The sequence below is a fragment of the Thioalkalivibrio sp. ALR17-21 genome, from assembly GCF_000420185.1.
In the GTDB taxonomy this organism is placed as follows: domain Bacteria; phylum Pseudomonadota; class Gammaproteobacteria; order Ectothiorhodospirales; family Ectothiorhodospiraceae; genus Thioalkalivibrio; species Thioalkalivibrio halophilus.
In genome coordinates this window covers 87,080-101,019 of record NZ_ATUL01000006.1, presented here as the reverse complement: position 1 = coordinate 101,019, position 13,940 = coordinate 87,080, and the positions used below count along the sequence as shown (strand labels likewise).

The 13,940-nt window shown below is 67.9% G+C and carries 12 protein-coding genes and 1 pseudogene; 4 read left to right on the top strand and 9 right to left on the bottom strand.

The window, feature by feature from the left end; genetic code table 11:
- Position 1: 1 nt before the first annotated feature.
- A complete protein-coding gene (locus G020_RS0104830; RefSeq protein ID WP_024328851.1) occupies positions 2-1,408 on the bottom strand; it encodes a cytochrome ubiquinol oxidase subunit I in 1,407 nt (468 codons plus the stop codon).
- 374 nt (positions 1,409-1,782) lie between these two features.
- Here G020_RS0104830 and G020_RS0104825 point away from each other — a divergent pair, with 374 nt between their 5' ends.
- Both G020_RS0104825 and G020_RS0104820 read left to right on the top strand, forming a co-directional pair.
- Positions 1,783-3,147 (top strand): NAD(P)/FAD-dependent oxidoreductase, encoded by a 1,365-nt coding sequence (locus tag G020_RS0104825; protein WP_029681207.1) that lies wholly within the window; start codon positions 1,783-1,785, stop codon positions 3,145-3,147.
- Positions 3,148-3,216: 69 nt separating this feature from the next.
- Positions 3,217-4,005, top strand: a complete 789-nt coding sequence (locus G020_RS0104820) for a metallophosphoesterase (protein ID WP_024328849.1) — start codon at positions 3,217-3,219, stop codon at positions 4,003-4,005.
- Between the two features lie 30 nt (positions 4,006-4,035).
- On the opposite strand, the gene rnk is transcribed toward G020_RS0104820, so the two are convergent.
- Positions 4,036-4,446, bottom strand: coding sequence for a nucleoside diphosphate kinase regulator (gene rnk / locus G020_RS0104815; RefSeq protein ID WP_018946075.1), 411 nt, complete (start codon positions 4,444-4,446; stop codon positions 4,036-4,038).
- Positions 4,447-4,709: 263 nt separating this feature from the next.
- Here rnk and G020_RS0104810 point away from each other — a divergent pair, with 263 nt between their 5' ends.
- Positions 4,710-5,255: a hemerythrin domain-containing protein gene (locus G020_RS0104810; protein ID WP_024328848.1), complete on the top strand. Its 546-nt coding sequence runs from the start codon at positions 4,710-4,712 to the stop codon at positions 5,253-5,255.
- Complete coding sequence (locus tag G020_RS0104805) at positions 5,248-6,012, top strand: hemerythrin domain-containing protein (protein WP_024328847.1); 765 nt, start codon at positions 5,248-5,250, stop codon at positions 6,010-6,012. The genes G020_RS0104810 and G020_RS0104805 overlap by 8 nt, the downstream gene beginning before the upstream one ends.
- Before the next feature lie 37 nt (positions 6,013-6,049).
- Here the strand turns inward: G020_RS0104805 and G020_RS0104800 are convergent, their stop codons facing one another.
- The 7 genes and pseudogenes from G020_RS0104800 to G020_RS14625 all read right to left on the bottom strand — a co-directional run bounded on the left by G020_RS0104800 (position 6,050) and on the right by G020_RS14625 (position 13,876).
- Positions 6,050-6,595, bottom strand: coding sequence for a hemerythrin domain-containing protein (locus G020_RS0104800; protein ID WP_024328846.1), 546 nt, complete (start codon positions 6,593-6,595; stop codon positions 6,050-6,052).
- 330 nt (positions 6,596-6,925) lie between these two features.
- On the bottom strand, positions 6,926-8,401 hold the full coding sequence (locus tag G020_RS0104795) for a DNA polymerase Y family protein (protein ID WP_024328845.1): 1,476 nt from the start codon (positions 8,399-8,401) through the stop codon (positions 6,926-6,928).
- A 152-nt stretch (positions 8,402-8,553) separates the two neighbouring features.
- Positions 8,554-9,207: a translesion DNA synthesis-associated protein ImuA gene (imuA, locus tag G020_RS0104790; protein ID WP_024328844.1), complete on the bottom strand. Its 654-nt coding sequence runs from the start codon at positions 9,205-9,207 to the stop codon at positions 8,554-8,556.
- Positions 9,204-9,848 carry a transcriptional repressor LexA gene (lexA, locus tag G020_RS0104785; protein ID WP_024328843.1) on the bottom strand — a complete coding sequence of 215 codons (645 nt, stop codon included), beginning with the start codon at positions 9,846-9,848 and terminating at the stop codon, positions 9,204-9,206. The genes imuA and lexA overlap by 4 nt, the downstream gene beginning before the upstream one ends.
- Before the next feature lie 63 nt (positions 9,849-9,911).
- Positions 9,912-11,429 (bottom strand): S10 family peptidase, encoded by a 1,518-nt coding sequence (locus G020_RS0104780; protein ID WP_043688928.1) that lies wholly within the window; start codon positions 11,427-11,429, stop codon positions 9,912-9,914.
- Positions 11,429-12,208, bottom strand: coding sequence for an FKBP-type peptidyl-prolyl cis-trans isomerase (locus tag G020_RS0104775; protein WP_024328841.1), 780 nt, complete (start codon positions 12,206-12,208; stop codon positions 11,429-11,431). Before G020_RS0104775 ends, G020_RS0104780 begins: the two co-directional genes overlap by 1 nt.
- 79 nt (positions 12,209-12,287) lie before the next feature.
- Positions 12,288-13,876 (bottom strand): annotated as a pseudogene (locus G020_RS14625) (PAS domain-containing methyl-accepting chemotaxis protein).
- Between the last annotated feature and the right edge of the window lie 64 nt (positions 13,877-13,940).

Below are 13,940 nucleotides of genomic sequence, written 5' to 3'. Positions count from 1 at the left end.
TTCAGCTCCTTGCGTCAGCGGCAGGGTTGTCGTTGAACGGCGTATCGGCCGCCGACAGCGGGCGCTTGGCGTGCTGCGGCTCCTGCACCGGGTGGTCCGGCTCCGGACCCTTGCGCACGATGCGCACGATGTAATAGACGCCGGCGGTGAAGACCACGGCATACACCGCGATGTAACCCAGCAGACTGAACAGCGCCATACCACCGGTCAGCGACGGCGTGAGGCCGGTCGCGTGGTCCATGATTTCGTACACCAGCCAGGGCGCGCGGCCCGTTTCGGTCACGAACCAGCCGGCCAGCACCGCGACAAACGGCGTCGGGATCATCCAGGTGAGGCCCTTGAGGAAACGCTCCGAGCCGAACAGGTCACCACGGAAGCGCAGCCAGGCACTCCACAGGGCGAACGCGATCATCACGAAGCCGATGGCCAGCATGATGCGGAACGACCAGAAGGTGATGCCGACCGGGGGACGTTCCTCCGCGGGCACTTCGTTCAGCCCGGGCACCTCGCCGTCCAGCTCGTGGGTCAGCACCAGCGAAGCCATGTTGGGCAGGCCGATCTCGAAGTGGTTGGTCTCGTTGGCCGAATCCGGGATGGCGAACAGCAGGAACGGTGCCCCGCGTTCGGTCTCCCAGACCCCTTCCATTGCCGCCACCTTGGTCGGCTGGTGCTCGAAGGTGTTGAGGCCGTGGATGTCACCCACCACCAGCTGCGCCGGGGCGGCGAACAGCAGGATCCACATGGTGGTCCCCAGCGCCTTGCGGTTCATCTCGACGTGCTTGTTGCGCAGCAGGTAGTAGGCGGAGACGCCCGCCACCACGAAGCCGGCGGTCAGCAGCGAGGCCAGGCCCATGTGGAAGAAACGCGGCCAGAAGCTGGGGTTGAAGATCGCCTCGGCCCACGAGGTGACCTGGAACACGCCGTCAACCAGTTCGAGGCCGGCCGGGGTCTGCATCCAGCTGTTGGCCACCAGGATCCAGAACGAGGAGATGAAGGTACCCAGCGCCACCATCAGCGCGGCGAACACATGCACGCCCTGCGGGACACGGTCACGCCCGAACAGCAGTACGCCGAGGAATGCCGCCTCCAGGAAGAATGCGGTGATCACCTCGTAGGACAGCACCGGCCCGAGGAAATTGGCCGTGGCATAGGAGAACACGCTCCAGTTTGTGCCGAACTGGAAGGACATCACGATCCCGGAGACCACCCCCATGCCGAACACGACCGCGAAGATCTTGATCCAGAACTTCGAGATCCGGGTGTACAGGGCGTCGCCGGTCTGCCAGGCCCGGAATTCCAGGAAGGCGATGAACGAGGCGAGCCCGATGGTGAATACCGGGAACAGTGCGTGAAATGACACGACGAATGCGAACTGCAGTCGTGACAGGAGTAAGGGGTCAAGCTCCATGGCATTGCCTCCGTGAACGATTGAGAGAGGACGCGCTGTGCGTTCCGCCCGGATGACAATCAAGTTGCGTGCCAGTTCTCGCTTTGGGGTGCGTGTTCGCGCTGCGACGCGGTTTGCGGCTGCACCCCGCGGGGAACAGGGAGTCCCCGGGGTGTTGTACATGCCGCACATGACAGTCTAGAACATTGAAGTGACACTCACGGCAGACAAAGCCTCCGGAGTCGGGGGGGCGAGGGGCGCGGAATGCGGTTTTTGCGGGTTTTGTGGCACTGGCACGAAATCTGTATGTCAGAACGGCTGAAGCGCGGCGCCACCGGCGACCGCTCCGAAAAAAGACGCCCCGCGGGATGACGGGGTCGCGAGGAGGCATACACATGACAGATCGCAATAAGGCAGGTTCGTCAAAGGCACCGCTGGTATTGCGGGACGGACTTTCGCGGCGGGATTTCCTGAAACTGACCGGCGGGCTGACTGCGGCGGCAGCCGTTGGGTCTGCGCCGGCGGCGGCGCAGGCCGGTGTGCAGACCCGCGCGCGGATCGTTGTGCTGGGCGGCGGCGCCGCCGGGCTGACCGTGGCGGCGCGGTTGCGCGACCTGCTGGACGGGGCGCGCATCACCGTGGTGGAACCGAGCGAGACCCATCACTACCAGCCCGGCTGGACCCTGGTCGCGGCCGGGACCTATTCGGTCAGCGACGTGACCGCGCGCAACGAGCATTACATCCCGCGCGGCGTCGACTGGAAGAAGGACTACGTGGCCGCGGTGGATCCGGAGAGTCAGGTGGTCGAGACCGCCGGCGGGGATCGTCTGGATTACGATTTCCTGGTCGTTGCCACCGGGATCCATCTGGATTACGAGGCGATCGAAGGCCTGGAGCGCGCGGATATCGGGCAGAACGGCCTGACCAGTATCTATGCCGGCCCCGAGCAGGCGCGGCATGCGTACGAACAGACGCAGCGCCTGGGCGAGCAGGGTGGTGTGGCACGCTTCACCATTCCGAATACGCCGATCAAGTGCGCGGGTGCACCGATCAAGGCGACCCTGATCGCGGAAGACCTGCTGCGCACGGCCGGTCACCGGGACCGGGTGGATTTCCACTATCACGTCCGTGAAGGGGCGCTGTTCAGTGTCGAACGTTTCGACGGGATGGTGCGCGACATCTATGGCGAGCGCGGAGTGGGGATCGAATCCGGATCCGTGCTGCAGGGCGTGGAGCCCGAGCTGCGCCGTGCGACCTTCGTGGATGGCGACGGCAATCGCGAGACGGTGGACTACGACTACCTGCACGTGGTGCCGCCCATGCGCGCCCACGACTGGGTGCGCGAGGCCGGTCTGGCGGTGGAAGACGGCAGTCTGGCGGAAGGCGGCTGGCTGGCCGTGGACGACCAGACGCTGCAGCATGCCCGCTACCCGAACGTGTTCGGCGCCGGCGACGTGGTGGACACGGCGATCGGCAAGACGGCCTCCACGGTCCGGGCCCACGGGTCGGTGACCCCGGACAACCTGGTGTCGGTGCTGCAGGATCGCGAACCGCAACAGCGTTTCGACGGCTACACCTCCTGCCCGCTGATCACCGAGGTCGGCAAGGCGTCGCTGGTCGAGTTTGACTACACCCTGGAAGAGGTCCCGACCTTCGGCTTCATCGACCAGGGGCAGCCGAGCTGGATGTGGTGGCGATTGAAGGTGCACATGATCAAGCCGCTGTACTACAACATGCTGCGCGGGCGTTACCTTCGCTGATCGCGGGCGGCGCGCCTCCGGGGGCGGGGATGCGTTAGGGTAGGGCATTCGCGAACCCCCGGGAGCGGCGTGGCACCCGATATTCTGTTCTATGGCGATCCCCATGGCCTCTTCGATCCCCTGATCGAGGCGGTGGCCCGCCATCGTCCACGGGCGGTGATTCTGCTGGGGGACATGGAGCTGCGCGAACAGTCGCTGGATACCGTACTGGCGCCGTTGCGCGAAGCCGTGGCGGCGGGCGCCACGATGCCGGAGATCTACTGGATCCCCGGCAATCACGAGAGTGATACCGATGCGGCCTGGGCGCATGTGTTCGGCAGTTCCTATGTGGCGGGCAATTTGCACGCGCGTGTCGCGGAAGTGGCCGGCCGGCCGGTAGCGGGTCTCGGCGGGGTGTTCCGTGGACGCGTCTGGTACCCGCGGGGCCCGCGCTGCAAGGCGCCGGTCTTCTTCACCCGAAACGAACATGTGGCGCAGCTCCCCGAACGCGATCGCTGGCAGGGTGCCGGGGATCGCGAGCCGGGTCTGCCCCGGCGCCATCGAACCTCCATCTATCCCGAAGACATCGAACGCCTGCGCGGGCTGCGGGCCGATATCCTGATCACCCACGAGGCGCCGTCGCCGCATGCGAGCGGCTTCGATACCATTGATGGCCTGGCCGAGCTGCTGGGGGCCGTACTGATCGTTCACGGGCACCATCACCAGGACTACGAGGCATATACCCCGGACGGGGTGCGGGTGCGCGGTGTCGGGCGGGCCGGGGTGGTCGGCCTGTATCCGGATGGCCGGCTGGAGACCCTGACGCCCGGCACGGGGGGCCCTGACGCGTCCGGTCAGGAGCCCGCCGCTTCGGGGTGAGCGTCGTGGGTGCAGTGCGTCCGTGGTAATCTAACGATGGTGTTCGCCCGCCCGCTCCGGCTGAAACAGCACCTTGTCGATGCGCACGTGCATCACGCCCCCGCCCGGACGCGGCCACTCGATCTCCTCGCCTTCCGAGAGTCCGAGCAGGGCACTGCCCACCGGCGCCATGATCGACAGCGTCTGCCCGCTGTCATCCATGTCACGCGGGTAGACCAGGGTCATGGTGAATTCCTCCCCGGATTCCACCACCCGGAAGCGCACGCTGGAGTTCATGGTTACGACCGACGCCGGCATCTCGTGCGAGTCCACCACCCGCGCACGATCCAGTTCGGCTTCCAGCTCCGTTCTGCCGGGCCACTCCTCCGCGGACACGGATTCCAGCAACTGGTCCAGCCGCTCCATGTCGGTTGCCGAAACAACGATCTCGGGCTTGTCCACAACTCCACCTCTCGAGGCCGGTCAACGCCACTGCGGTGACCGGTAAAGCATGCAGGGAAAAGGCCGCCGGGAAGCCGACGGACACCACATACCGGGGACGCTGGCGGCCCGGCGGGACACGCGGATGCGGTGCCTCTGACGACCGATTCTGGGGTCGAATGACGCAAAAGACAAACCCGGAAGCACGATGTGATCCGTATCAAGGCCACACGGCCGTCGAACTGCTACACAGGGGAAGACGTTCTGTACCCGGGAGCCCTTGCATGAATCTCCAGATGAACGAGCCATTACCCGGTTTCGACCGTCCCGTCGAGGTCCTGCGCGCCTGCCATCGACGCCTCAGGGGCTGCCTGGAGACGCTCGAACGCTTGCATGCGCACGTCCCGGAACACGGCGCGGATGCCGAGGCCCAGGCCGCGGCCCAGCGGCTGCTGAAATATTTCCATGCCTCCGCGCCGCATCATCACGCCGACGAGGACGAGGACCTGTTCCCGCGGCTCAGGAGCCTGGGCGATCAGCCCGACTGCCATCCCCAGCTGCCCGACTGGCTGGACCGTCTTACCGCGGAGCACGAAACGCTGGAAAATGGCTGGTCCCGCCTGGAGCCGGACCTGCTCGACATCGCCGAAGGACGCGATGCCCCGCTGGAGGGGGCCGCGGAATGGATCGAACAATATCGCCGCCATCTGTCCCTCGAGGACGAGGCCGTGCTGCCCCTGGCCGAACACCTGCTGGACGCCGATCAGTGCCGCGCCATCGGCGAAGCCATGGCTCGCCGGCGCGACCTGGACCCCGAACCCCATGACTGATTTCACCCTGGACCTGCGCGGACTGGGCGACCATGCCCATACCCGCGCCTACTACACCCTGCGCGAACTCGGCCCCGGCCAGACCTTCGACGTACTGGTAGAGGAAGAGCCCGAACTGCTGATGGCCGCCGTCGCGCAGCAGCTGCGCCACGCCATCCACTGGGAAACCGTAAAAGCCGGGCCACCGCTGTGGACCCTGCGCGTGCGCCGGCGCGACGACACCGAACCCGTCGACCTGGTCGACCTCCTCACTCGTGACCACCTGCGCATCGACCGCCTGTTCGCCAGCGCCCTTCACCGGGTCAATGCCGGCGATGCCGAGGGTGCCGCTCCGGCATTCCACGCCTATGTGGCCGGACTGCGACGCCATGTTCACGTGGAGAATGAACTGATCGTTCCGCTGCTTGATCTGCCGCGCCATCCGGGCGGAGACGACCCGACGTCCATCATGCTGCGCGAACATGACGAACTGCTGGATCAGACCGCGATGCTGGAACACGAATTCTCCGAGGGGGTCGACGAACCCTGGGTCATCGCGCCCTTCTTCGCCCTGATCTCGGGCGGACTGGCCAAGCACGAAGGGCGCGAGGAACAGAACCTGTTCCCGCACTGGAGCAGGCGCCTGAAGGAACAACCCGACGTATCCCGCGAGCTCTTCGACAAGGCCCGACACATGCTCGTCGTCCCCGGCGACGAATCCGAAGATGCCGCCGACTCCGGCGGGCCGCAGAACCCGCCGGAGTCGGGGAAGGGTTAAAGAAAGGTTGGTTTAACCCGCTCCCGTTCCGGAGGGGTCAGGCACGGCATTCAATTTCGATGTCACGCCGGCGAGCCATGGCTTCGCCGATGGCGCGGCACTGATCGGCGTCCAGCAGGTGCTCGGCCAGGGGCAGCACGGCCTGTTCCTTGAGGCTCAGGTGCCGGCGATAGCGGGCGACCCATTCCGGGGCTCCCGCGAGGGAAGCGGGGCGGCCTTCGGCGATGTCCAGCAGGTCCGGCTCCAGCCGGGCCCAGACCCTTTCGAGGGCCTCGTGATCCGCGGTCAGGCTGTCCAGCCAGGCGGGGAGCTGAGGGTGAGACGCCGGATGGTCGCCCAGGCGCTTGAGCCTCGGGAACAGGTCCTCGTACTCGTCGGCATGATGGTGCGGAGCGGCCGAATAAAAATAATGCAGCAGGCGCTGGGCGGCGGCCTGGGCCGTGGCATCCGCTCCGTGTTCCGGGACGTGAGCATGCAGGTGTTCCAGCCGCTCCAGACAGGCCAGCAGGCGGCGGTGACAGGTACGCAGGACCTCCAGAGGACGGTTAAACCCGGGGAAGGGTTCGTTGATCATCAGATCCATGGGTTTACCTCAGCGTGCTGATTCGGGGTTTGCGGACGGGGGGGCGGGCATGAATATCCAGCCAGGCCCTTCGAGGAGGGGGCCAGGCCGGCCGCCGGCACCATCTGGACGCGGGCGGCGAACGGGATGGTCCCGGCATAGCCGAGCATGAGCGTGAAAGGTTTTTTTTTCATAATGCATGCCTCGTCGTGTGTCCCTGTGCGGGGTGGGTTCGGGATATTTCCTGGGCAGGGGCAGGGCCGATGATCACGACTCGCTTCCCCGTGCCGGGACGAGAATGCATTTGTGTCGGTGTGGGTTCTGTTCGGTGCCGCACACAAGGAGCGGGCCTTATCCCCAGTACCCCTGGCGAAACCAGCCCCCATTGCGCAGGCAGCGAAACAGCCAGATCCAGCGGCCGCGGACATCGCGGGTCAGGGCATAGTCGCGGCGTCGGTCGTTCTCCCGGTCCCACCAGCCGTTTTCCAACCGCCCCAGTGGCTGGGTGTCGCCGCTTCGGGGTGCCGGCACCGGCTCCGGGGCATGCACCCACAGGGCCGTACCGCAAGCCCGCTGCGCGGGGCTGGGGGGATGTGTGGCGGTGTCCGGCCCCGGCCGCATGGCGGCGAACACGGGTTCCTGCGCATCTTCCGGGGCCGGGGTGCCGCGGTTGACCAGGCGTCCGACCTGTTGCGCCCCCAGACGCGCGCGCAGGCGTGCGAGCACGGCGGGCAGGTGCCTGGGGTGGCCGGCGCCGTGCCCGGCATCGTCGTGGTCCCCGGCGGGGTCTCCGGTCAGTAGCCCGTCATCGGTGGCGGGCGGCTCGAGCAGTTCGGCCGAGTGCAGGCGCAGGCCGATAACCGGGGCCTGCAGGGTCTCGCGCTCCAGCCGCGTCTGCCACAGGCTCAGCCAGTCCGCCGCACGGATGCCCGGCTGCCCGCGCTCCAGATTCAGGCGGGTGGTGTCCTCCCGATGCTGCAGATCCAGCTGCATGCCCTGCAGGCTCAGGGCCCGGCCGCGCAGTTGCTGCTCGGCCTGCTGCAGCAGGCGCCGCAAGGGGAAGACCAGGGCCGTACTCGCACGGATCTCGTGATCCAGACGCAGGGTGAGTTCCAGGGTCGCCGGCGGGACGAAACGCGGCAGGGTTTCGCAGGCATCGCCCAGCAGACGGTCGATGGTCTGCAGCAGGTCCGGCCCGTGGCGCCGGGCCAGCTCCGCGCGGGGCAGGCGCAGCAGCTCGCCGAACACCCGCAGCCCGGTGGCCTGCAGGGCCTCGCGGGTGGTTGCGGGCAGAGGCAGGGTGCCCAGCGGGAAGCGAGCCAGGCTGCGACGCAGGGCATCACGGTCCTCGGGAATCTCCGGGTGCCGGTGCGCGGCGAGCAGCCGCGCAGCGGCCGGGCTGCGGGCCATGCCGGTGCGCGGCTGGAAACCCAGTTCGCGCAGCACCGCCTCTGCCCGTTCGCGCAGGGCCGGCAGCCCGCCGAACAGGCGCCGGCTGCGCCCGACCTCGAGCAGGATGCGCTGTGCTCCGGGTTCGGGATGCACGTGGTCGCTGAACTGCAGCAGGGCGGCGGCGAGCTGGTGAATCTCGCGCGCGCGGGCCACCGGATCGTCCTCGATCAGTTCCGGGGTGTCCAGCAGGGCCAGGGCATCGCCCAGGGGCATGCCCGGGCGGGCGCCGGCGCGGCGCGCGGCACGGTTGGCGGCATGCACCCGGGGTCGTTCCCCGCGTTCCACGATCAGCAGGGGATGCTGCGCGAGACGGTCGGCATCCGCGTGGCGGCGGGCCTGGAGGTCCAGGGCCAGATGCGGGAGCTGGATGGCCAGCCAGCACTCCGGGGCCCCCGGCGCGGCGTTCGGGGACGGGGCAGGTGCAGAATCGCGGGGCAGCTCCGGGAGCCCCGGAAGCAGCTGCAGGGCGGGGCCCGAAGGGCCGCGGTCGCGGGCGGGCGCCGGTTGCGACGGGTGCGCGTCCGGGATCACGGGGCGTCCTCCGCGGGGGGCGGGTGTGCAACGGAGATATCCAGCGGCCGACCGCGTCGGTACTGTGCGCCGTTACCCTTGAGAAAGTGCAGGCGCAGGCCTCGGCCATGTGGTTGCCACTGCAGGCGCTGATGCGCTGGCGAGGGCTGTTCGGCCGCCTGCGGCGGACGGTAGAGCACGGCACAGGCGCGGCTTTCGCCGGCCGCCAGGCGCAGACGGCGCAGGCGCGCGGTTTCCGCAGGGCCGTGGATCCAGACCAGCAGTGCGCCAAAGGCCGGGTCACGCAGGCACTGTTCCGCGCTCCACAGGCGTTCGGGGTCCTGTTCGGCCTGCACCAGCAGGACCCGCTCCGGAGGGATACCCAGCTGCTGCCAGCCGGGCAGCCAGGGGGTCGCGGGCGGGCCGATCAGGGCGGTCCACAGCCGGGCGCGTCCGCAGGCGGCGAGCATGGGCACCAGCAGGCGGGTCTCGCCGCTGCCGAAGGGCGCGCCCAGCAGTTCCACCAGCTGGCCGCGCGGCCAGCCGCCGCCCAGGGCCTTTTCCAGTTCGGGCGTGCCCGCCGGCCAGACCGCGTCGCCACTGACGGGGGCGCCCTGGCGGCCGCGCCACAGGGCCGGGTGTTCCAGCAGCGAGTCCAGGGCGCGGGTCATTCGCCTTCCAGATTTCGCAGTACCCCTACGCCGATCCCCTCGATCGCGAGTTCGCGGCGTTCGGGATCGACCTCGATGGGGCTGAAATCGGGGTTTTCGGGCAGCAGACGGATCCGCGAACCATCGCGCCGGAAGCGCTTGACCGTGACCTCGTCCTCGATGCGCGCGACCACGATCTGGCCCTCCCGGGCCTCCGGGGTGCGGCGCACGGCCAGCAGGTCGCCGTCGAGGATGCCGGCATCACGCATGCTTTCGCCGTGCACCCGCAGCAGGTAGTCGGGACGGGCCCGGAACAGTGCGTCGCCGAGTTGGTAGTGCCCCTCGATGTGTTCGGTGGCCAGCAGCGGCGAGCCGGCCGCAACCCGGCCGATCAGGGGGATGCCCTCCGCTCCCGAGGGCGTGGCGGGCGAGGGGCGCGTGTCGGGAGGCAGGCGGATCCCGCGGGCCGCTCCGCCGACCAGTTCGATCGCGCCCTTGCGCGCCAGGGCCTTGAGGTGGCATTCCGCCGCATGGGGCGAGCGAAAGCCGAAGGCCGTGGCGATCTCGTTGCGCGTGGGCGCGGTGCCCTGGGTGGTGACCACCTCGGTGATGTAGTCGAGGATGGCCTGCTGGCGCGGGGTAAGCGAGGGGTCGGACGACACGAGGGCAGCTCCGGATACTGTTCATAATTACAGTAACCGGAGGGCGCCCGGGTCGGCAAGCCGTCAGTCGGGGTCCGCTGCGGTCCCGTCTTCGTCTGCTGCGTGTCCGGTGTAGAAGCGCCGGGCGTCGTCGAACAGCTCGGCGTTGGTGTCGGCACGCATGTACAGCATGTGCCCGCCGGGATAGCGGCCGGTGACGATGCGCTCGTCGTCGCCCGGGTCCGCGGCATGCGCGATCTGCCCCAGCAGCCATTCGGTGGCGAAGTAGGGGGTGATCAGGTCGGCCTCGCCGTGCACGCTGAAGATGCGAAAGCGGGGATCCAGTGCCAGCGCGGTGGCCAGGTCGTCCATCGCCGAGGCCGGGCCGGTCCGCTGCGAGCTGTCCCAGTCCCAGGCACCGAAGACTTCGCGGCTGAGCAGGCGATACTGATGCCCGTGTGACCAGTCCAGGGTGTTGCGCAGGTGGTCCAGCATGGCGGTGGACAGCGGGGCCACCAGACCGTCGAGGATGGCATCGGCCCGCGGCCGCGTGCGGGTCGGGACCGGATCGGGCGAATCGATCCCGCCGTCGTACAGGCTGACCAGCCGGCCCTCGTCCCGCAGCAGGCCACGCTGCGCCATGTTCAGGGTGACGCGGCCGCCGGTCGCGCGCAGGTGGTCGCGGTCGATCCCGGTGAATCGGGCCACTTCATCGATCCAGTCCGCGTCGATCCGCTCCGGATGCAGCAGGCCTTCGAGATAGTCCCCCAGCGCGAATGCCTCCGCCTGCTCGAGGCTCGGCGGGTCATCGCCCAGGCGGTCATGCGCGCGGGCCGAGGCGGTCAGCGCCGGCAGCATCAGTGCGTGCGGGAGCGGGCGGCCGGTGCCGCCCTCGAGCATGCCGAAATCCAGCGCGGGGGAGACCAGCACCGTGCCCGAGACGCTGATGCCGGAGTTGCGCATCAGCCGCGCCGGCAGGGCACCGGCGCGATAGCCGCCATAGCTTTCCCCGCCGAGGTACACCGGGTCGCCGCGCCGTCCGTGGTCGTCCAGCCAGCGTTCCAGGGTTTCTTCCAGCGCGGCCAGGTCGCCCTCCGGCTCGAAGAAATCTTCGGGATCGCCGGCCTCCATGACCCGGCTGAAGCCGGTGCCCGGTGGATCCACGAAGACCAGGTCGGTAAATGCCAGCCAGGTCTTCGGGTTGTCCACCAGGCGCGGCGGGGTGGTGGCCGACAGGCCACGCTCGTCGGTCTCCAGCACCCGCGGTCCGAGTCCGCCGACGTTGAGATAGGCCGAGGCCGCCCCCGGTCCGCCGTTGAACAGGAAGGTCACCGGGCGGTCGGCTTCTTCGTCGCCCATCGTATAGGCTACGCTGAAGACCCGCGCCTCGGGGTGTTCGCGATCCTCGCCCAGCGGGGTGTAGCCGACCGTCGCGCGGTACTCCAGCCGTTCGCCGTCCACCGTTTCCAGCGAATGCGTGCTGGTCACCGGCTCGGGGAGCACCGCCGGAAGGTCCTCGCGATTGTCTTCTTCGCCCGGTGCCGGGGCGGCGAGCAGCAGCAGGACCAGACCCAGGGCACCGGGGCCGCCATGTCGCCGCATCAGCAAACCGCCGTCTCCTCGGTGTCGGGGCAGTCGTGCTGCACCACGCGGTCTTCTTCCAGCCAGTGCTTGATGCCGTCGGTGACGTTATGGACGTCCTCGTACCCGAGACCGTCGGCCAGCGCGCGGGCCAGTACGCCGGTGCGGCTGCCGGTGCGGCAGATCAGGACCACGGTGTCATCCGGGTCTACCGCATCGGTGAACGCCTGACCGAATTGCGGAATGAACTGGCCGCGTTCGTCGAAGGCGGTCATGCGCAGACTTCCTTTCACCACCCCCGTCTCGGCCCATTCGTCGGGGCGGCGGATGTCGATGATCGTGACGTCGTCGCGTTCGAGCATCCCGGCCAGCTCGTTATTGTTCAGGCCGCCGAAGGGCGCCCGCTCCACTTCCAGGATCTCCACTTCGAAGCGCAGAGTGGCGTTCGGCGGGATCACGTCACCGGCGCCGCGTGACCCGTAGCCCAGTTCCGGCGGGATGATGATCTCGCGCTTCCCGCCCTCGCGCATGCCTTCCAGGCCCTTCTCCCAGCCCGGAATGACCTCGCCGGCGCCCAGGGTCAGGGTAAACGGCTGGCCGCGGTCGCGACTGGAGTCGAAAGGTTCGCCCTGGTCCTCGCCATCCTCGTACACCCAGCCGGTGTAATGTACGGTCACGGTGTCATGACGCACGACCTCGGGGCCTTCGCCTTTTTCGAGGTCGCGGATCTGGACGTTTTCCGCCAGCGCGGTGGCGGGCAGGATCAGAGTGATGAAGATTGCAAACAACCAGGCCTTCATGAGCCCTCCGGAACCAGTTGGCAGGAGGAATAACCTACCAGACCGGGCCCGGTGAGTGCGCGCATGAATCCGTGTCTCTTCAACCCTGACGCCGCTGCTCCCAGAATTGTCGGGAGAGATTCTGCAGACCGGCCGCCAGTTCGCTGACGGAACGGGCGGCACCATGGCTGTCCCCGGCGCGCGTGGCCGTCGTGTCGGCCGCACTGCGAATGGTTTCCACGCCGCGGTTAATCTCGCCTCCGGCGGTCCCTTGTTCTTCCACGGCGGCGGCGATCTGATTGCTCATGTCGCGTATGCGCGCGATCCCTTCGGTGATATGAGTCAGGGATTCGGCGGCTCGGCGGGCCTGGTCGACACTCGCACGGGCCTGTTCATGGCTCTGGTTCATGACTTCCGAGGCGGCCCGGGCCCGGTCCTGAAGCCTTTCGATCATCGCCTGGATTTCGGAGGTGGAGTTCTGGGTCCGGCTGGCGAGGGTGCGGACCTCGTCGGCGACCACGGCGAACCCGCGACCCTGTTCGCCGGCGCGGGCGGCCTCGATGGCCGCATTCAGGGCGAGCAGGTTGGTCTGCTCCGCGATACCCCGGATGACGTCCAGAACGCTGCTGATTTTCTCGCTTTCTTCCCCCAGTTCGCTCATGACCGCGGCTCCGCGCGCAACTTCTTCACCCAGGGTTTCGATCGAGCGGGTACTTTTCTGGACGATTTCCTGGCCTTCGCGGGCCTCGGAATCGGTCTGATCGGCGGCGTCCGCGGTGCTCTGTGCGCTGCGGGCAACGTCCTGCACACTGTTGACCATCTGGTTGGTCGCACTGGCGACCTCCTCGGTCTCCTGCTGCTGCCGGTCGCAGGCGGAGCGGCTTTCATTGACCGCGGCCGTCAGGCCTTCGGCAGTCTCGCCGAGCTGTTCCGCCGCGTCGCCCATGCGGCCGACCACCGCGCCGGCTTCGGCTTCCAGCATCCGCATGGCGAATTCCAGTTCCCCGGCTTCGTCCATGCGGCCGGTATAGATGTACTGGCTGATCGGGTTGCCGGTGAGTCGGCGCGCCCGGGCGACCGCGTTGCATAACGGAGAAAGACCGTTCCACGCCAGTCCGCCACCCACCACCAGTCCCGAAGCGGCGATCACTGCGGCACTGGGGGCTGTCAGGCCGGTAAAGGCGGCGGCCACGCCCAGCCCGGCCGCCAGCCCGCCGGCGATGGAAGCAAGGGCCCGGGTCTTGATGCCCATCCGGGGCAGGCGCAGGGCCAGTGGCGTGCGCTCCTGCATCAGATCGGCATAGACGCGTTCGGCCGCTTCTACGTGTTCGCGCCGGGGTTTGGTGCGTACGGACTGGTATTCAACTACTTGACCATCCCGCATGACCGGAGTGACATAGGCGCTGACCCAGTAGTGGTCCCCTTCTTGCAGCGGTTCTTGACCATGCCCATCCACGAGCGTCCGCTCTTGATGGTGTTCCAGAGATCGGCGAAGGCGGCCGGCGGCATGTCCGGGTGGCGGATGACGTTGTGGTTCTTGCCAATCAGCTCTTCGTGCTCGAAACCGCTGATCCGGAGGAAATCCGGGTTCACGTAGGTGATGGCGGCCTTGAGGTTGGTAGTGGAAAGAATATTGGCGCTCTCGGGGTAGTCCACCTCACGTTGGGTGACCGGAAGATTCTTCTTCATGTTTCCCCCTCGGGAAAGGCCGTGTTGCCGGGTCTCTTGCAGGCTTACGGCGGCTGCGGGCGGA